The 18,314-nt window shown below is 61.4% G+C and carries 9 protein-coding genes; 6 read left to right on the top strand and 3 right to left on the bottom strand.

Translation table 11 applies throughout. From position 1 onward, the window contains the following. Nucleotides 1–106: 106 nt before the first annotated feature. Both ACN9MU_RS21280 and ACN9MU_RS21275 read left to right on the top strand, forming a co-directional pair. The gene (locus ACN9MU_RS21280; protein ID WP_426343428.1) at nucleotides 107–4,486 is read left to right on the top strand and encodes a two-component regulator propeller domain-containing protein; all 4,380 of its coding nucleotides are present in this window, start codon (nucleotides 107–109) and stop codon (nucleotides 4,484–4,486) included. A gap of 241 nt (nucleotides 4,487–4,727) precedes the next feature. After that, nucleotides 4,728–9,134 (top strand): two-component regulator propeller domain-containing protein, encoded by a 4,407-nt coding sequence (locus tag ACN9MU_RS21275; RefSeq protein WP_426162434.1) that lies wholly within the window; start codon nucleotides 4,728–4,730, stop codon nucleotides 9,132–9,134. On the opposite strand, the gene ACN9MU_RS21270 is transcribed toward ACN9MU_RS21275, so the two are convergent. Both ACN9MU_RS21270 and ACN9MU_RS21265 read right to left on the bottom strand, forming a co-directional pair. Next, the gene (locus ACN9MU_RS21270; protein ID WP_426162433.1) at nucleotides 9,094–10,029 is read right to left on the bottom strand and encodes a dihydrodipicolinate synthase family protein; all 936 of its coding nucleotides are present in this window, start codon (nucleotides 10,027–10,029) and stop codon (nucleotides 9,094–9,096) included. The genes ACN9MU_RS21275 and ACN9MU_RS21270 overlap by 41 nt on opposite strands. Nucleotides 10,030–10,106: 77 nt before the next feature. After that, the gene (locus ACN9MU_RS21265) at nucleotides 10,107–10,556 is read right to left on the bottom strand and encodes a helix-turn-helix domain-containing protein (RefSeq protein ID WP_426343427.1); all 450 of its coding nucleotides are present in this window, start codon (nucleotides 10,554–10,556) and stop codon (nucleotides 10,107–10,109) included. A 214-nt stretch (nucleotides 10,557–10,770) separates the two neighbouring features. Here ACN9MU_RS21265 and ACN9MU_RS21260 point away from each other — a divergent pair, with 214 nt between their 5' ends. Continuing rightward, complete coding sequence (locus ACN9MU_RS21260) at nucleotides 10,771–11,079, top strand: hypothetical protein (RefSeq protein WP_426162431.1); 309 nt, start codon at nucleotides 10,771–10,773, stop codon at nucleotides 11,077–11,079. Between the two features lie 2 nt (nucleotides 11,080–11,081). Here ACN9MU_RS21260 and ACN9MU_RS21255 read toward each other — a convergent pair whose 3' ends face one another. Then, complete coding sequence (locus ACN9MU_RS21255) at nucleotides 11,082–12,164, bottom strand: FUSC family protein (protein ID WP_426343426.1); 1,083 nt, start codon at nucleotides 12,162–12,164, stop codon at nucleotides 11,082–11,084. A gap of 192 nt (nucleotides 12,165–12,356) precedes the next feature. Between ACN9MU_RS21255 and ACN9MU_RS21250 the strand changes: the two genes are divergently transcribed. The 3 genes from ACN9MU_RS21250 (at nucleotide 12,357) to cyoB (ending at nucleotide 18,289) form a co-directional block, all read left to right on the top strand. After that, nucleotides 12,357–15,071 (top strand): M16 family metallopeptidase, encoded by a 2,715-nt coding sequence (locus ACN9MU_RS21250; protein ID WP_426343425.1) that lies wholly within the window; start codon nucleotides 12,357–12,359, stop codon nucleotides 15,069–15,071. Between the two features lie 198 nt (nucleotides 15,072–15,269). Further along, on the top strand, nucleotides 15,270–16,286 hold the full coding sequence (gene cyoA, locus ACN9MU_RS21245; RefSeq protein WP_426343424.1) for a ubiquinol oxidase subunit II: 1,017 nt from the start codon (nucleotides 15,270–15,272) through the stop codon (nucleotides 16,284–16,286). Nucleotides 16,287–16,288: 2 nt separating this feature from the next. Further along, nucleotides 16,289–18,289 (top strand): cytochrome o ubiquinol oxidase subunit I, encoded by a 2,001-nt coding sequence (gene cyoB / locus ACN9MU_RS21240; RefSeq protein WP_426336072.1) that lies wholly within the window; start codon nucleotides 16,289–16,291, stop codon nucleotides 18,287–18,289. The last annotated feature ends 25 nt before the right edge of the window (nucleotides 18,290–18,314 follow it).

The following is an 18,314-nucleotide window of genomic DNA, read 5'->3' as shown; positions in this document are numbered from 1 at the left end:
TATTTCACTCTATTTCTCATTTGAAATAAATCTCGGTGACGTGGATGAGATTTCTTTCGCGCAGCTCTTTATACTGAACACATATCTTTATTAGGCGCTTAAGTACATGGTATTCATCCGTCCTCGCCGCCATCGGTACCAGAGCGTTGCGTCGCGAATCATTGTCGCAGTGGCGGTGATGCTGATATCGACACTCGGCAACGCCGCCCAAGCAGAGGGTACGGTGGAGCGCTGGGCGGCCTTGACACCGCCTTCATTTCAGACAGTTTCCGGCCCTGCCGGACTGGCAAGCACGGTTGTGAAAGCCATGGCCCAAGATCATGATGGATTTATCTGGGTCGGTACGGAAGGAGGGCTGGCGCGCTGGGATGGTTATCGCTTTCATGAGTACCAGTCGATTTCCGGCGATCCCGCTTCATTGCCCGACAACGTTGTCACCAAGTTGTTTGTTGATAAGAAGGGCCGGCTCTGGGTAGGAACGATCAGTGGAAGTCTCGCGCGATTCGATTCGAAGCGTGATGCCTTTGTGGTTTTCAGCAAGGCCAGTGGTGATTTGTCGGGGACGCGCATTAACGACATCGACGAGGATGCGGCCGGCATTCTGTGGGTCGCTACCAACGGAGGCTTGTTCCATTTGCCACCGAATGCCTCACCTGCTACTGGAGCTGTCAAGCGGTTTGGGCGGGCGGAGGGGTTGCTGTCCGATAGTGTCAATGCGCTCGTTTGCGATTCCAGCGGCACGTTATGGCTTGCTACATCGCAAGGGCTGATGCGCAGGGAAGCCGCGAATCAGCGCTTTGACGAAGTGCGTCTGGGCGATATCGAGAGGCCGACCTTAGGGGGCCTGCTCATGGCTAGTAACGGCAAGCTCTGGATTGCGGCACAGAAGAATCGACTCTTCGTTCTGGACCCGCGTACAGGAACTGTCCAGACGATTTTAACGCCAGGCATTCCGCGATATCTCAGTGAGCCATATCCCGGTGAAATCTGGTCTAGCGCAATGAGCGGGGGCATCATCGCCATCGATGCAGCTACGTTCAAACAACGCAGTTTGAAGCGGGATCCAAATCGCCCCGACAGTTTGCCATCTGACTCGGTGAATGGTTTTCTACGCGACGGGGTTGGAGCGCTCTGGATCGCAACCGCCAAGGGATTTGCGCGGTATGAAAGCGGAAGAGCGGCGCAGTCCCTCAAAATTACCCAAGAATTGGAAAGTTACTCAACGATTTTCGTGCATCGGGATGGGACTGTTTGGCTGGGAGTAAACGACGGCAAGGTAAATATCGTCGATCCTGATAAGGGGACAATGACAAGGCTTGAGGCAGGATACGACAATCCTGAGCGCCAACTTCCTGCTGGTGGAATGGTCATTTCTATGGTCACGGACGATGTCGGCGAGGTGGGGATAGCCACCATGGCGGGGCTGTATCGCGTCAAGCCAGATCGTCGAACTGTGGAGCGCGTGCACGTGCCAGGCTTGGCCCCGAATACCATTTACACTTCGCTGGCCCAGGTGGGCCGCAAGGTGTGGCTTGGAACCTTAGGCAGTGGAGTCGCCATTTTGAGCGGTACTCTGGCGCGGCCGGGAAGCACTCAATCAGTCATGGGCTTGACCGGGCCAATTGTGACGGATCTTCTTGCGGCCTCGGATGGAACGGTCTGGGTTGGTACTAACACGGGTTTGAACCGGGTTGACGCGGACGGTGCGACCCTGGTGGAGCAATTCAGATCGGGGCCGGCTGATGGCCTTCACTTGAGTCATGATAACGTGATGACGCTGGCATTGGACCGGCAGGGCCGATTGTGGATTGGGACAAGTGGCGGCTTGCAGGTGCTTGAAGGACGAACGGCCGAGGGGCGTCCGCAGCTGCGGCGACTAGGCCCTGAGCAAGGCATGCCTAACTCTCCCGTTGACAACGTGCGTATGGATGCGACAGGGATGATGTGGGCCACTACTGCAGGTGGCATTTTTCGAATCGATCCGGTCAGCTATGCAATTGATAGGCTGTGGCGCAGCGAAGGAGCGGCTCTTGCTGGATATCTGAGTAACTCAGATGCGCTGACAACTCGGGGAGAGCTGATATTCGGAAACGAAGACGGCGCTACCATCATTTGGCCTGAGCGCTTTCAACCGCGTCCCTGCAAGCCCCCCTTGGTCACGACCGCGATCCGGGTCGGAGGAAAGCCGCTTCCGCTGCAGTTTTCGAACACAGGAAAGGGCGCGCCGCTGACGGTGGCGCCTGATGCCAACAGCCTCGCGGTTGAGTTCGCGGCACTGGACTATCACGCCCCCGAGCTGAATCGCTACGCGTATCGGCTTGTCGGTTTCAATAAGGACTGGGTTAATACCGACGCGGGGCGGCGCATCGCCTCATACACCAATCTCTCCCCGGGCCGATATACCTTGCAGGTGCGCGGATCGGACCACAACGGCAACTGGGTCGAAGCGCCGCTGCAGATCGAAGTGGACGTGCTGCCCGCGTGGTACCAGACCTGGTGGGCGCTGTGCATCATGGGCTTGATTTTCCTGGGTGGACTGTATGGACTCTATCGCTGGCGCATTCGGCAACTGGACGCGCAGCGTGCTGCACTGGAGCGCGTCGTGGAGGAACGCACCGCCGAAGTGGCTGCGCGTACAGCCGAAGTGCTCCAGCAGAAGGAAGAAGCCCAGGCGGCGCGGGTCAAAGCGGAGGATGCAACGCAGGCCAAGTCGCGCTTCCTGGCCAATATGAGCCACGAAATCCGCACACCGATGAATGCCGTGCTGGGCCTGTCGTACCTGGCGCTGGCCACGAATCTTTCGTCCAGGCAGCGCGACTATGTGCAGAAGATTCACCTGGCCGGCAAAACGCTGCTGGGCGTGATTAACGACATCCTGGACTTTTCCAAGATCGAAGCGGGCAAGCTCGACATCGAAAGCACCGATTTTGATCTGGATGAAGCGCTGGAACAGGTGTCGTCGCTGACCGCGCCCTTCGCGGCCGAGAAAGGGCTGGAGTACCGCTTCGAGCTGGCCGACGATGTGCCGTGCCACCTGCGCGGCGACCCGCTGCGTCTTGGGCAAGTGTTGATCAACCTGCTGAATAATGCGATCAAGTTCACTGCCGAAGGCGCCGTGACGCTGACGGTGCGCGCCATGCCGGCGGCAGCCGAACGGGTGCGGCTCGAATTCAGCGTGCGGGACACCGGCATCGGCATGACGGCCGAACAGCTGGAGCGGCTGTTCAAGCCGTTCTCGCAAGCGGACGGTTCGACCACCCGCCAATTCGGCGGAACGGGGCTGGGCTTGAGCATTTCGCGCGACCTGGTGACGCTGATGGGCGGCGCGATCGATGTGGAGAGCGAAACCGGGGTTGGCAGCCGCTTCCACTTCGCGCTCGAGTTCGATCGAGCGCACCAGCCGGTGAGCCTGGACGCCAGTGTGCGCCGTACGATCATGAGCACACCGCACTTCCGCGACGCGCGCGTGCTGCTGGTGGAAGACAATGACATCAACCGGCAGATCGTCACCGAATTGCTGCAAGGCTGCGGCATCGAAGTGGACGCCGCCGTAAACGGCCGTGTCGCCCTGGACCGTTTGCGTTTGGTGGGCCCGGCCTATTACGACCTGGTCTTCATGGACCTGCAGATGCCGGAAATGGATGGCAGCTCGGCCACCCGGCATGTGCGCAACGACCGCGCTTTCGACGACTTGCCGGTGATCGCCTTGAGCGCCAACGCCATGCAGGAGGACCGTTTGCGCTGCCTGCAAGAGGGCTTTGACGACCACCTTGGCAAGCCGTTGCAGCCGGCCGAACTGTATCGCCTGCTGCGCGAATATTTGAAAGACAAGCTGAGCGACGACGTTCCCGCCAGTGAGGGGGCGCAGGTAGACGAGGGGGCGGAAGAGGGCGCGGAGCTGCCCGCCGAACTAGCGGGCATCGACCTGACGGTGGCACGCACGGTGGCGGGCAACAATGACGGTCTGTTGGCCGAACTGCTGCGCCGCTTTGCCCAGGAAGAAGATGGCACGGCACGGCGCATCGCGGCCGCGTTCCAGCAGCAGGATTACGCAAGCGCGGAACTCATGGCGCATACGCTGCGCGGCGTGGCGGGCAATCTGGGCGCACGCCAGGTGCAGGAACTGGCGGGAGCCGCCGAAGCGGCGGCGCAAAGCCACGTGGAATGGGCGCAGGTGCAGCGCGACGTCGAGGCGCTGGCAGAGGAAATGGCGCGCGTGTGCCAAGGCATTGCAGCCGCCTTGCCGGAGCAGGTGCTCGAAGAAGCGCCGGCATTGAGTGCCCCGCTAGCGTGGCAGGAGGCGTTACAGGAACTGGCCCAACTGCTGGCGGCCATGGATGGCGAAGCAAATGCACGTTTCGCTGCGCTGCGTGGTGAGTTTCAAGCGCGCTATGGCACGAAAAGAACCGCTGACCTGCAGCGTTGCCTGGACATGTTTGATTTCGACGGCGCCCACGATATTTTGACCGCGACGTTGGAAAAGTAGGTCTTTCTGCACTAGGGGCCGCCCCTGGTCCGATATCGGGGTAGTCAACATCGCCGAACGGAGCCAGGCATGCATGCAGAATGTCGATGGCCCCTAGCCGAGTCCCTTTGGCACTTGTTTTAGAAATAAGTTACGTGATAGCCTTGGCGTTGTAAAATAGAAAGTAATCCTCTGCGGCGCGGAGGAGAGTTCTTGCACGCGGCTTTGTGCTGGCCACCATTTCATGCGAAGTGTTCCGCCCATGGCGTTCATTCACAATTGCTACTTTGAACGAATGTTTGCGGCTTTGCGCGTCGTCACAGGTTTACTTGGCCTGCTGTTCGTGGCCGCATCTTGCGCAGCCACCGCCGAGCGCGCTCCGAAGCGTTGGGAAGCGCTGATACCGCCGACGTTTCAAACCGTCCGGGTCGGATTGGCCAATGCCCCTGTCGTCGCCCTCGCACAGGACAGGGATGGATTTCTATGGATCGGAACCCAGGGTGGCTTAGCGCGCTGGGATGGCTACCGGTTCATCAAATACCAATCGATTCCGGGTGACCCCTACTCCCTCCCCGATAACTATATCAAGTGCATCTTGATCGATAGGAAGGGCAACGTATGGGTTGGAACAGCTAGCGGCGGACTGGCCCGCTATGATCGCGAACGGGACCGTTTTATTGTCTTCAACCCGAAGAATGCTGGTTTGTCGTCGGCGACTTTGCATCAGATGGTTGATGACGGCGCCGGCGGCTTGTGGCTTGCCACTGACGAAGGCCTTGACCATTTGCCGGCCGGCGCCACGCCCACCGCAGGCGCCATAACTCACCATCGTCCCTATAAGCCGGGCAAAGGTGATGAGGAGCCATTGGAGGTGGTTCTGTCGCTTGAGCGCGATGCCAAGGGGACGCTTTGGGTTGGTTCGCCACGTGGCTTGGTTCGAAAAGCCGCCGGAAGGGAGCAATTCGTCGAGGTGCCTTTGCCGGTTCGCTCAGGGAGGCCGCCGGTCATCGTTACGATGTTTTTGGCCAGCGACGGCAAGCTTTGGATGGTGGCTGCAGACGACGGCGTCTTTGTCTTGGATACGGCTACTGGAACTGCGCGGCAAGTGCCAATGCCGGGGCCCGTCTTTTGTTTCGGCGAACCGTTTGCGGGCGAGATTTGGGCGAGTGTGCCTGGCGTCGGTGTTGTGGCCGTTGACGGAACGACCCTGCGGTACCGCACGCTGAAACATGATCCGCTTCGTGAGGATAGCCTGCCGTCGAATTCGGTCTACGCCTTTCTACATGACAGAAGTGGTGCCTTCTGGCTAGGAAGCGATCATGGAATTGCCCGCTATGAAGGTGGGCTGGCGGTGCAAACGCTGATCATCAGCGAGTTAACCGCAGGCATTCCAATGCAGGACGGCTATCCTGCAGTGCTTGCGCGTCCCGACGGTACTTTGTGGCTGGGGGCCAGTAACGGAGGGGTGGACATCGTCGATCCCTCCAAGGGATCCGTGAGGCGGCTGGGCGTGGCTTCTGAAGAAAGCCACAGCAGGATTCGTCGCGGCTTCATCTATTCCATGGCTGCGGACGCGAACGGCGATATAGGAATTAGCGCTGGCGGAGATCTGTACCGTTCCAGTCCGGACGGGAGGCGGGTGGCGAGAGTTCGGTTGCCAGAGCCTGAAATTCGTTCAGGCGTCAGTACACTTGGGTTGGCGGGACACACGTTCTTGATCGGTACCATTCGCGAAGGGCTGTTCATCATGGGCGGAACTCTTGCGCGGCCGACAGGAATGCGGGCGGTGAAGGGGCTAAGCGGGCCACGCGTCAGCGTCTTGCTGCCGGAATCGAATGAAACGCTGTGGGTAGGTACAGGTACTGGCCTGAACCGGGTTGATCTGGCAAACGGCACCGTGTCGGAGCAGATCAGGTCGGGGGCGGACGACGGTCATCACTTGGTCAGCGATTATGTGACTACGCTCGCCTCGGATCGACAGGGCCGCCTATGGATCGGTACGGCCAGCGGGTTGCAGATCCTGGAAAGGCGAGGCACCGACGGGCGGCCCCAGCTCCATTGGCTGGGGGCTGCCCAAGGCATGCTCAACGGGTACATTAACGACCTGCGCCTCGATGCAGCAGGGATGATGTGGGCCAGCACGAACGATGGCGTTGTCCGGATCGATCCCGCCACTTTTGCAATCGACAGGCTGAAGCAGAATGAAGGCGCGGCGCTTGCAAGTTACTGGGCGCAGGCCGGTGCACGTACTGGAGAAGGTGAACTGGTGTTCGGCGGTGACCGTGGCGCCAGCATTATTTGGCCGGAGCGCTTTAAGTCGCGCCAATGCCGGCCACCGGTAGTTACGACCGCGATCCGGGTCGGAGGAAAGCCGCTGCCGCTGCAGTATTCGAATGTGCGAAAAGGGCCTCCACTGACGGTGGCCTCCGACGCGAACAGCATAGCGATCGAGTTTGCGGCGCTGGACTATCACGCCCCCGAGCTGAATCGCTACGCGTATCGGCTGGTCGGTTTCGATAAGGACTGGGTCAATACTGATGCGGGGCGCCGCATCGCCTCATACACCAATCTCTCCCCGGGCCGATATACCTTGCAGGTGCGCGGATCGGACCACAACGGCAACTGGGTCGAGGCGCCGCTGCAGATTGAGGTGGACGTGCTGCCCGCGTGGTACCAGACCTGGTGGGCGCTGTGCATCATAGGCTTGATTTTCCTGGGTGGACTGTATGGACTCTATCGCTGGCGCATTCGGCAGCTGGCCGCGCAGCGCGCTGCACTGGAGCGCGTCGTGGAGGAACGCACTGCCGAAGTGGCGGCGCGCACCGCCGAAGTGCTCCAGCAGAAGGAAGAAGCCCAGGCGGCGCGCGATAAGGCCGAGGAGGCCACGCAAGCCAAGTCGCGCTTCCTGGCCAATATGAGCCACGAAATCCGCACACCGATGAATGCCGTGCTGGGCCTGTCGTACCTGGCGTTGTCCACCGATCTGTCGGCAAGGCAGCGCGATTATGTGCAGAAGATCCACCTGGCCGGCAAGACGCTGCTGGGGGTGATCAACGATATCCTGGACTTTTCCAAGATCGAGGCGGGCAAGCTCGATATCGAGCATACCGACTTCGAGCTGGGTGAAACCCTGGAGCAGGTGTTGTCCCTGACTGCGCCTTTCGCCGCCGAAAAGGGGCTGGACTACCGCTTCGAGTTTCCAGAGGACATGCCGCGCCACTTGCGGGGCGACCCGCTGCGCCTTGGGCAAGTGTTGATCAACCTGCTGAATAACGCGATCAAGTTCACATCCGACGGCGCCGTGACCTTGACCGTACGCGCCACGCCGGCACGCTCCGACCGGGTGCGGCTCGAATTCAGCGTGCAGGATACGGGCATCGGCATGACGGCCGAGCAGCTGGACCGGCTGTTCAAACCGTTCTCGCAGGCCGACGGTTCGACCAGCCGCCAATTCGGCGGCACGGGCTTGGGCTTGAGCATTTCGCGCGACCTGATCATGCTAATGGGCGGAACCATCGACGTCGAAAGCGAAGCCGGCGTCGGCAGCCGCTTCTACTTCGAACTCGAATTCGAACGGGCCCACGCGGCCGAAGGTCCCGGGACCCATGTGCGCCGCACGATCATGAGCACACCGCACTTGCGCGATGTGCGGGTGCTGCTGGTGGAAGACAACGACATCAACCGGCAGATCGTCACCGAACTGCTGCAAGGCTGCGGCATCGAAGTGGACGCTGCGGTCAACGGCCGGATTGCGCTGGACCGTCTGCGGCTGGTGGGCCCGGCATACTACAAGCTGGTCTTCATGGATTTGCAGATGCCGGAAATGGATGGCAGTTCGGCCATCCGGCATGTGCGCGACGACAAGGCGTTTGACGACCTGCCGGTGGTCGCCTTGAGCGCCAACGCCATGCAGGAGGACCGTTTACGCTGCCTGGAAGAGGGCTTCGACGAGCACCTTGGCAAGCCTTTGCAGCCGGCCGAACTATACCGTCTGCTGCGGGAGTATCTGCGAGACTACCTGAGCGACGAAGGCCCCGCCAGCGCAGATATGGACGGCAGCGGCGAACTGCCTGCCGAATTGCCAGGCATCGACCTGGATGCGGCGCGTGCCGTGGCCGGCGACAATGCCGGGCTGCTGGCTGACCTGCTGCGGCGTTTTGCCCGCGACGAATGCGGTACGGCGCAGCGCATCGCCGCCGCCTTCCAGCAGCACGACTACATTGGCGCGGAACTCCTGGCCCACACGCTGCGCGGGGTAGCGGGCAACCTGGGCGTACGCCAGGTGCAGGTATTGGCGGGAATGGCCGAAGTGACGGCGCAAAAGCATCTGGAATGGGCGCAGGTGCAGGGCGACGTCTCGGCGCTGGAGGAGGAATTGCTGCGCGTGTGCCAGGGCATTACTGCCGCCTTGCCGGAGCAGCGCGCGGAAGAGGCGCAGACGCTGCGCGATCCACAAGCCTGGCACGACGCCTTACAGGAGCTTGCCCAACTGCTGGCTGCCATGGATGGCGAAGCGATTGAGCGCTTCGCCGGCCTGCGCGGCGAATTCGCGGCGCGCTATGGGGAGGAGCGCGCTTCAGCAATACAGCGCTGCCTGGATGGATTCGACTTTGAGCAGGCCCATAGCATCATGCTTGCGGAGGCTGGGTCTGCATTGCAAGCGAAGTGAGCGATGGCCTGGTCTCGAGCGCTTGTTCGACAAGCGTGATGACAAACTCTCGCTCCGCTCCGCGCAGCGGCTGGCGTGGGCGGCGTACGTTTTCATTTCCGACACCGACCAGTGCCTCGACCAGTTTCAGGTTTTGCACGAGCTTACTAGAGACATCGAGGTGCAGCAGCGGCATGAACCACTGGTACAGCTTCAGCGCTTCGGCGTAGCGGCCAGCCTTCATTAGTTCGTACAGGGCCACGGTTTCTCGGGGGAAGGCCACCACCAGGCCGGCCAGCAGGCCGTTTGCACCCACCGCAAGGCCTTCAAAGGAGAGGTCGTCCACGCCCATGAAGATCTGGTAGCGCTCGCCCACTGCGTTGCGCAGGTCGGTGACGCGGCGGATATTGTCGGTCGATTCCTTGATGGCGGCCAGTTCTTCGCAGTCGGAAAGCTCCTTGAAGTCGGCCGGGGTCAGGTCGACCTTGTAGGTGACCGGGTTGTTGTACACCATGATCGGCAGCTTGGCAGCCTTGGCGATGGTACGCAGGTTGGCCTTGGCTTCGAAAGCGTCGGCGGCGTACAGCACGGAGGGCATCACCATGAAGCCGTCCACGCCCAGGTCGCGCGCTTCCTGCACGTAGCGCTCGGCATTGGCGGTACGGGTTTCGCTGACGTTGGCCAGCACCGGCACGCGGCCGTCGGCTACTTTAACGGCGGTCTTGGCGACAGCCAGCTTCTCTTCGAAGGACAGGGTACTCGCTTCGCCCAGGGAACCGCAGGTCACCAGGCCGTGGCAGCCGCTGTCGATCATGAAGGCAAAGTGCTGTTCCATTGCCGCGTGGTCCAGTTCCTCATTCGCGTGGAATTTGGTGGTTACTGCGGGGAAGACTCCTTCCCATTTCTGCGCTTTCATTAACTTACTCCTTTTAACGATGGTGGGGAACTGCGGATCGGCTACGCCGGGGGGAACAATGATTGAGCGGCGTATGGTTACCCGTAAAGGGCATCGTGCATGCCTGGTGTGCCGGCGGCAATGCGCAGCGCGACGCCGCTGGAAACGCGCTTTCGGACGCGTGCCATTTCGGCGCAAAGACGGGCATGATCGGACAACATCCGTGGCACTTGCGTCGGCAACATCGTTGGCGCGGACTTTCCCGTGTGCCATCGAAGATCGCCGGCCAGTAAGCGCAGCTCGCGGATACTGAGGCCTGTTTCCTCATGCATGCTCACCAGAAGGTCTGCGGAGACCGGCACCCTGCCGTGGCGGAGCTTGCTAATCGAAGGCCCGCCAACGGCCAGGCGCTGTGCCAGGCGGCAGTCGGTGCGCACTCCCAGCCATTCCTTCATGGTGTCGAGCAGCAGGTTGGGATTGAAGTCTGGATTTTCTGTTCGGTATTTGGACATAGGCGTGGCGGCGCGGGCGCCGCGATCAATTGGCATGCGAAGGTAACGTGCGGCCAGGCCGCCAGTAAATAATCGCTGCAATTGCACGGACCGCAGCGCCCGGAGCGGAACTTTCGGACCCATTAACCTACGCGCGCCGGTTCCGGCGGACTGGTCTGAAATCTGGCGCTTCGCACCGGCAGTCTTGGCGACGGCCCTACAGTGTCCGGACATGGGGCGAATCGATTCGCCCTGATTCCAAGGAAAACCTATGCAACACTCCCACTCCGGCAAGCGCCCCCTGGCGCGTACGCTTTTGCTGGCTTTCGCTACCTGCCTGGGCGCGACAGCTTGCGCCCACCACCGCTATCCGGTGCAGACCGACTATGCCGGCCGCGCTGCGGCGTCCTGCATGCAGTATGGTTATCGCACAGGTACCGATGAATTCGCAGATTGCGTCAGCATGAACGTCAATGCGGCAAAGGACCGCGAGTTGAAGGCGCGCCTGGCGACGGACCGGAACTACCGCCGTAAGCTGGAGCGTCAATTCAGGCGCTCGGAACAGCCTGACCTGCCTTAGATTCAGAGCCCTGGGATGCGGGCACCGCGCTGTTCATACAGCAGGGTCAGCGCGGCACCGATCATCCCGCCCACCAGCACATTGGCTGAGCGCAGCACGGCCACCCCAACCCCATAACCAGACGTCGCCGCCAGAACCACGCACATCATGCTGCGCAGTCCAAACGCCAGGCGATAGCGTTGGCAGCAACCGAGGGAAATGGCGGTCACCAGGGTGCATACGGCTGGCAGTGCGTGACCGGTGTGCAGCATGGCGGGTGCCGCCTGCAAGGCCACCCAGCACAGTGTCATGCCGGCGCCGGCGCCCCACAGCACGCCCACAGCACGGTCGCCAGCCTTGCGCCGCACGCTGGGCATCGAACCGGTGACGACGCTGGCAGCCGACCAGATCAGCCATTCCCCGGCCGGCAGGTGCAGATAGCGCACCAGGGCTGCGGCCAGCAGCACGGCCGCGCAGCGCACCACGGCGGCATCGCTGGCGGTGCGGGCCCGCTCGGTGTCAGATGCGCGCGCCGGCAGCATATTGTGGCGACGGCAGAAGACGCGCAGGGCGGCTGCAGCACCGGCTTCGCTGGCGGACAGCTTCCACACCAGCACCAGCGCTGTGGGGACCAGCGCTAGTCCCGACCAGGACAGCAAATGCAGGTAGCCCGCCAGCATAATGCCGCCGCCTGCGTTGAGCTCGCAGCCCAGGTATAGCGCCGCCAGGAATCCATAATTGCCAAGCGATTGCCAGGCTGGCCCCCAGCGGCCGAGCCATCCGGCTGCCGCGCCGTAAGCGGCGCACAGCGGCACAAACAGCCAGGCATATGGATAAGCCAGGCTGAAAAGCGCAACGGAACCGAGGATGGCTCCAGCGTGCAGTAAGAGCAGGAACAGCGAAGGCTGTGTTTTTTCCGCCGCGGACAGCAAGAGCACACCCAAGAAGCCAGCTTTCAGGCTACTGCTGTCGCCAGTGGACAGGAAGCACGCCAGCGTAGGGGCCATCAGCAGCACGACGCGTGCAACGCGCATGAAGTCGAAGCTGGCGCGAAACCAGTTGCATACGGCAGTATGGACTGCTCGCAAGGGGCGGGTGGGGAGCATAAGACACCGGATGGAGGGGAGAGAGTCGAACCGTAGCTTATCCGACAACAGTCTTGCGCCTTGATGCCCCGTCAGGAATTCGGACCAAATGAAGCTTGGGCAGGCTTCCTTTGGTCTGGGAATTTGCGCAGCGGGGCGACTGTCGGACTGCCCTCCATTCCAATGCGGTTTTCACTCTAGGACTAAAACACAATGGCAACCCGGTACCTGGCTCCGCTGCTGCTTGGAGTATGCATCCTCCCTCCTGCGTTCGGGCAGGCGATCCCGCCGGGCATGACGCAAGGTCCGTCGCTGGCTGGCATCACAGAATATCGCATGGCAAACGGCCTGAAAGTGCTTCTGTTTCCCGATGCGGGCAAACCAACGGCGACCGTGAACATGACCTATCTGGCGGGCTCGCGCCACGAGAACTATGGCGAAAGCGGTATGGCGCATTTGCTCGAGCACCTGATGTTCAAGGGCTCGCCACGGCATCGCGACCTCATGCACCAATTCACGGTACGCGGCATGGATTTCAACGGCACCACCTCGCAGGACCGCACCAACTACTACCAGGTGTTCCAGGCCAGCCCCGACAACCTCAAATGGGTGCTGGATATGGAAGCCGACCGGATGACCAACGCCTTTATCGCGAAGAAGGACCTGGACGCGGAAATGACGGTGGTCCGCAACGAGTATGAGCTCGGCGAAAACAATCCCTACGAGGTGCTGCACAAGCGCATGGAAAGTGTGGCCTACGACTGGCACAGCTATGGACGCGCCACCATCGGCAACCGCAGCGATATCGAGCATGTGGACATTGGCAGGCTGCGCGCCTTTTATCGCACCTATTACCAGCCCGATAATGCGGTACTGCTGGTCGCCGGCAAGTTCGATCCGGCGCAAACCCTGGCCTGGATCGGCAAGGCGTTCGGCGCCATCCCAAAGCCCAAGCGCGAGCTGCCGCAATTCTGGACCGTTGAGCCGGCCCAGGATGGCGAGCGCCAGTTTGCCGTGCGGCGCAGCGGTGACCAGCAGATCGTCATGGTCGGCTACAAGGTGCCATCCGGCCTGCACGGCGATGCCGAAGCGCTGGCATTCTCCAGTTCCATCCTCAGCGACGCCCCGAATGGCCGCCTGCACAAACTGCTGGTGGAAACGGGCAAAGCGGCCCATGTCTTTGCGATCAGCCAGGCGGGCATGGCTCCCGGCATGCAAATGTTCGGCGCCGTCGTCAGGTCGGGGCAGGAGGTAGCGCCGGTACGCGATGCGCTGGTCTCCGCAGTGGAGGGGTTTGCCAGCGCACCACCAGAGACGGAAGAGGTCGAGCGCGCACGGCGCGAGTTTGCCAATTCGCTTGACAAGGCGCTGAGCAATCCGCAGCAGTTGGGCATCGCGTTAAGCGAAGCCATTGCCTTGGGCGACTGGCGTCTGCTGTTCCGCCAAAGCGAGGTTATTGCCTCGGTGACGGGGCAGCAAATCATGCAGGCGGCGGAACGCTATTACAGGCGCGATAACCGCACCGTAGGCACCTTCCTGCCGGATGACGCGCCCCAGCGCGCGCTGATCGGTACGGCGCCGACTGCCGCCGAATTGCTGCGAGCCTACCGCGGCGAGGCAGGGAAACAAGCCGGGGCGTACTTCGACACCAGTCACGACAACATCCTGGCGCGCACGCAGCTGACGCAAGTCGGAGGACTGAAGCTCGCGCTGTTGTCCAAGAAAAACCGGGGCGAGACCGTGACCGTGGAGCTGCAGCTGCATTGGGGGAACGAGAATACGCTGTTCGGCAAGCAGACCGTGGCGACGGCGGTGAACGCCATGCTCATGCGCGGGACCAGCAAATACACAAGGGCGCAGCTGGCCGATGAGATGGCGGCATTGAAGATCACCGGCACGCCATTCAATTTCGAAACCACGCGGCAGCATCTGCCGGCCGCCATGCGCCTGATGGCCCATGTGCTGAAGGAGCCGGCCTTCTCTCAAATGGAATTCGACCAGATGCGCCAGCAGTGGCTGCTCAGCCTTGAATCGCAGCGCGGTGAGCCGACATCGATGGTGCGGCGCGAACTGGAGCTGCATTTCAATCAATGGCCCAAAGGCGACCCGCGGGCTGTGCTGACGCTCGAGCAACAGATCGCCGAAGTACGGGTCCTGAGCCTGGAGGACCTGAAGGCATTTCATGCCGCGTTTTATGGCGCCTCGCATGGCGCACTGGCGGTGGTGGGCGACTTCGACAAAGAGGCATTGCTCGGCGCCGTCAGCGAGGAGCTGGCCGGCTGGCGCAGCAATTCGGAATACGCCCCTGTCCTCGACCGGTACGCCGCCATCCCGGCTGTCCGCAAAGTGCTTGCCGCAGCGGACAAGGAAAACGCCATGTACGGTGCCCGCATGAACGTCGCCTTGAACCTGGACGATCCGGATTATCTGGCGCTGCAGGCCGCGAACTTCATGTTTGGCGGCGCGGCGAAGTCGCGCCTGATGGACCGGATCCGGGAACGGGAAGGCCTGTCGTACTGGGGGGGCTCTGCACTGCGGGCCGGCGAGCGGGACGATGCCGGCATTTTCACGGTCGAAGCGGTGGCGGCGCCGCAAAACATGGCCAGGCTGGAGGCAGCCATCCGCCAGGAGCTGGAGCGGGCGCTCAAGCAGGGCTTTACCCGGGCTGAACTGGAAAGTGCCAAGGCCGCCATGCTCCGGCTGCGCGCCCAGCAGCGGGCGGAGGATGACGCCCTGGCCTGGGAATGGCTGCGCCTGATGCAGATGGCCCGCGGCTTCGCCTGGAACAAGGCTCAGGAAACGCAGCTCAATGCGCTCACCCTGCGGCAGGTCAATGCCGCCTTCCGCAAGCACATTGATGCCAGCAAGCTGAGTATCGTCATCGCTACCGATGCCGCACAAGCGGCGCCAAGCAGCCAAAGCCGTTAATCGGTCCGGTTTACGCGGGGCAAAGCCGGCTTTGAGTTTCCAATTCGCAATAATTCGGGTTGAAAACCGGTGTGCGCCCTGGCGGCAGTCATCCGGTCCGAGGTTTGCGCGACGAAGCGGACAAAGTGTCCAATGTGCAGGACCGCAGGGCAGGAATAGAGTGGCAGCACGAATCCATTCAACACAGGACTTATTCGTATGCTACGTTCCTTATTCCTTCGCGGGCTCTTCATGGTGCCACTGGCTGCACTTGGCGCTTGCAATACGGTGGTGATGAAGCCTTCGGGCGACATCGCTGCTCAGCAAAGCCACCTGATCGCGGTGTCCACCTTGCTGATGTTGTTGATTATTGTCCCGGTCATCGCCTTGACCGTTCTGTTTGCCTGGCGCTACCGCAAGGGCAATAGCGCAGCCAGTTATGCGCCGGACTGGGATCACTCGACGGTCCTGGAACTGTTGATCTGGGGCGGTCCGCTGCTGATCATTATCGTACTGGGGCTGCTGACCTGGATCGCTACCCACACGCTCGACCCCTATCGCCCGCTGCAGCGCCTGGATGCGCGTCGCCCGCTGCCGGCTACGGTCAAGCCGCTGGAGGTGCAAGTGGTGGCGCTGGACTGGAAATGGCTGTTCATCTATCCGGAGCAAGGCATCGCGACCGTGAACGAGCTGGCGGCTCCGGTCGACGTGCCGATCAATTTCAAGATCAGCGCATCGAGCGTGATGAACTCCTTCTTCATTCCTGCCCTGGCCGGACAGATCTACGCCATGCCCGGCATGGAAACCCAGTTGCACGGCGTGATCAACAAGCCTGGCATCTACGACGGCTTTTCCTCCAATTACAGCGGGGCCGGTTTCTCGGGCATGCGCTTCAAGTTCCATGGCTTGAGCGGCGAAGACTTCGCGCAGTGGGTGCAAGGCGCCAAGCGCAGTACCGTTCAGCTGGACCGCGCCGCATATGCGGCGCTGGAAAAACCCAGCACGCGCGACAAGGTGCGCTATTACGGCGCCGTCGAGGACGGCCTGTACAGCGCCATCGTCAACCGCTGTGTCGACCGCAACGCCGTATGCATGAACGAGATGATGTCCGAAAACGCGACCCGGGTCGCCCGCCACCGCAGCAGTGCCGAACTGGCTGCGGAGCGCGCTGCGCAGCGCCTGACCCAGGCCGCGAGCGGGGTGGAGTGCGCCAGCCCTAAAACCAGAAAGAACTGACTATGTACGAACAAGCTAACCTGAAACAATTGATATTTGGCAGGCTGGGCTGGGATGCGGTTCCCATCCACGAGCCGATTCTGCTGGGTACCTTCATCATGGTGGCGCTCGCGGGCGCCGCCATCCTGGGCCTGCTGACCCGTTACCGGCTTTGGGGGCCATTGTGGCGCGACTGGATCACCAGTGTCGATCATAAAAAGGTAGGCATCATGTATATGGTGTTTGGCTTGGTGATGCTGCTGCGCGGCTTTGCCGATGCGCTGATGATGCGTGCGCAGCAAGCCATGGCCTTTGGCGAGAACCTGGGCTACCTTCCGCCGCACCACTACGATCAGATTTTCACGGCCCATGGCGTGATCATGATCTTCTTCGTCGCGATGCCGCTGGTGACGGGGCTGATGAACTACGTGGTGCCGATGCAGATCGGTGCGCGCGACGTCGCCTTTCCCTTCCTGAACAACTTCTCGTTCTGGATGACTGCATTCGGCGGCATGCTGACCATGACTTCACTGTTCGTGGGCGAGTTCGCGCGCACCGGCTGGCTGGCCTATCCGCCCTTGTCCGGAATCCTGGCGAGTCCCGATGTCGGGGTGGACTACTACATCTGGTCGTTGCAGATCTCGGGCGTCGGGACGCTGCTGTCGGGCATCAACCTGATTGCCACCATCGTCAAGCTGCGCGCCCCCGGCATGACGCTGATGAAGATGCCGGTCTTTGCCTGGGCCGCGCTGTGCACCAACGTGTTGATCGTCGCCGCCTTCCCGGTGCTGACGGCCGTGCTGGGCATGCTGACCCTGGACCGTATGTTCGGCACCAACTTCTTCACCAATGACCTTGGCGGCAATTCCATGCTGTACGTGAACCTGATCTGGATCTGGGGCCATCCCGAGGTCTACATCCTGATCCTGCCGTGCTTCGGCATTTTCTCGGAAATCGTCTCGACCTTCTCCGGCAAGCGCCTGTTCGGCTATACATCGATGGTGTATGCGACGGTAGTTATCACGATCCTGTCCTACATGGTGTGGCTGCACCACTTCTTCACCATGGGGTCCGGCGCCAGCGTCAATTCCTTCTTCGGCATTACGACGATGATCATTTCGATCCCGACCGGCGCCAAGATCTTCAACTGGCTGTTCACCATGTATCGCGGCCGCATCCGCTTCGAGCTGCCGATGATGTGGGCCGTCGCCTTCATGATCACTTTCGTCATTGGCGGAATGACCGGCGTGCTGCTGGCGGTTCCGCCGGCCGATTTCGTGCTGCACAACTCGCTGTTCCTGATCGCGCACTTCCACAATGTGATCATCGGCGGCGTCCTGTTTGGCATGTTCGCAGGCATCAACTACTGGTTTCCAAAGGCCTTCGGCTACCAGCTCGACGCCTTCTGGGGCAAGGTTTCGTTCTGGTGCTGGGTGATCGGCTTCTACCTGGCCTTCATGCCCCTGTATGTGCTGGGCCTGATGGGCGTGACGCGCCGCATGAGCCACTTCGACGATCCATCGCTGCAGCCCTGGTTTATCGTCGCTGCCGTGGGCGCCGTCCTGATCGCTGTCGGCATTGCGGCGATGGCCGTGCAGTTTGCGGTCAGCTTCAAGCGCCGCAAGCAGCTGCGCGACCTCACAGGCGATCCATGGGATGGCCGTACCCTGGAGTGGTCGACCGCGTCGCCGCCGCCGGATTACAACTTCGCCATCACGCCGCGCGTACACGACAATGATGCCTGGACTGATATGAAAAGGCACGGCTTCCAGCGTCCGCTGGCCGGATTTTCTGCGATCCATATGCCGAAGAATACCCGCGCCGGCTTCATCCTGGCGGCGCTCAGTTTCGCGCTCGGCTTCACGCTGATCTGGCATATGTGGCTGCCGGCCGGGCTGTGTTTTGCCGTGCTGCTGGCGGCAATCGTGGCCCACACCTTTAACTACCGGCGCGACTACTACATTCCCGCGGATCAAGTCGCGCACACGGAAGAAATGCGTACCCGTCTCCTGAAAATCGCCTGAACTTATGACTACCAATCATCCTATC

It is taken from the genome of Pseudoduganella sp. R-32 (assembly GCF_049913245.1).
Lineage (GTDB): Bacteria > Pseudomonadota > Gammaproteobacteria > Burkholderiales > Burkholderiaceae_D > Rugamonas.
This window is presented reverse-complemented; position numbering and strand designations above follow the sequence as displayed.

Bases quoted from the DNA above. Each gene is read 5' to 3' on its own strand.
- ACN9MU_RS21280 (WP_426343428.1), top strand. From the start codon at position 107: ATGGTATTCATCCGTCCTCGCCGCCATCGGTACCAGAGCGTTGCGTCG.
- ACN9MU_RS21275 (WP_426162434.1), top strand. From the start codon at position 4,728: ATGGCGTTCATTCACAATTGCTACTTTGAACGAATGTTTGCGGCTTTG.
- ACN9MU_RS21270 (WP_426162433.1), bottom strand. From the start codon at position 10,029: ATGAAAGCGCAGAAATGGGAAGGAGTCTTCCCCGCAGTAACCACCAAA.
- ACN9MU_RS21265 (WP_426343427.1), bottom strand. From the start codon at position 10,556: ATGCCAATTGATCGCGGCGCCCGCGCCGCCACGCCTATGTCCAAATAC.
- ACN9MU_RS21260 (WP_426162431.1), top strand. From the start codon at position 10,771: ATGCAACACTCCCACTCCGGCAAGCGCCCCCTGGCGCGTACGCTTTTG.
- ACN9MU_RS21255 (WP_426343426.1), bottom strand. From the start codon at position 12,164: ATGCTCCCCACCCGCCCCTTGCGAGCAGTCCATACTGCCGTATGCAAC.
- ACN9MU_RS21250 (WP_426343425.1), top strand. From the start codon at position 12,357: ATGGCAACCCGGTACCTGGCTCCGCTGCTGCTTGGAGTATGCATCCTC.
- cyoA (WP_426343424.1), top strand. From the start codon at position 15,270: ATGCTACGTTCCTTATTCCTTCGCGGGCTCTTCATGGTGCCACTGGCT.
- cyoB (WP_426336072.1), top strand. From the start codon at position 16,289: ATGTACGAACAAGCTAACCTGAAACAATTGATATTTGGCAGGCTGGGC.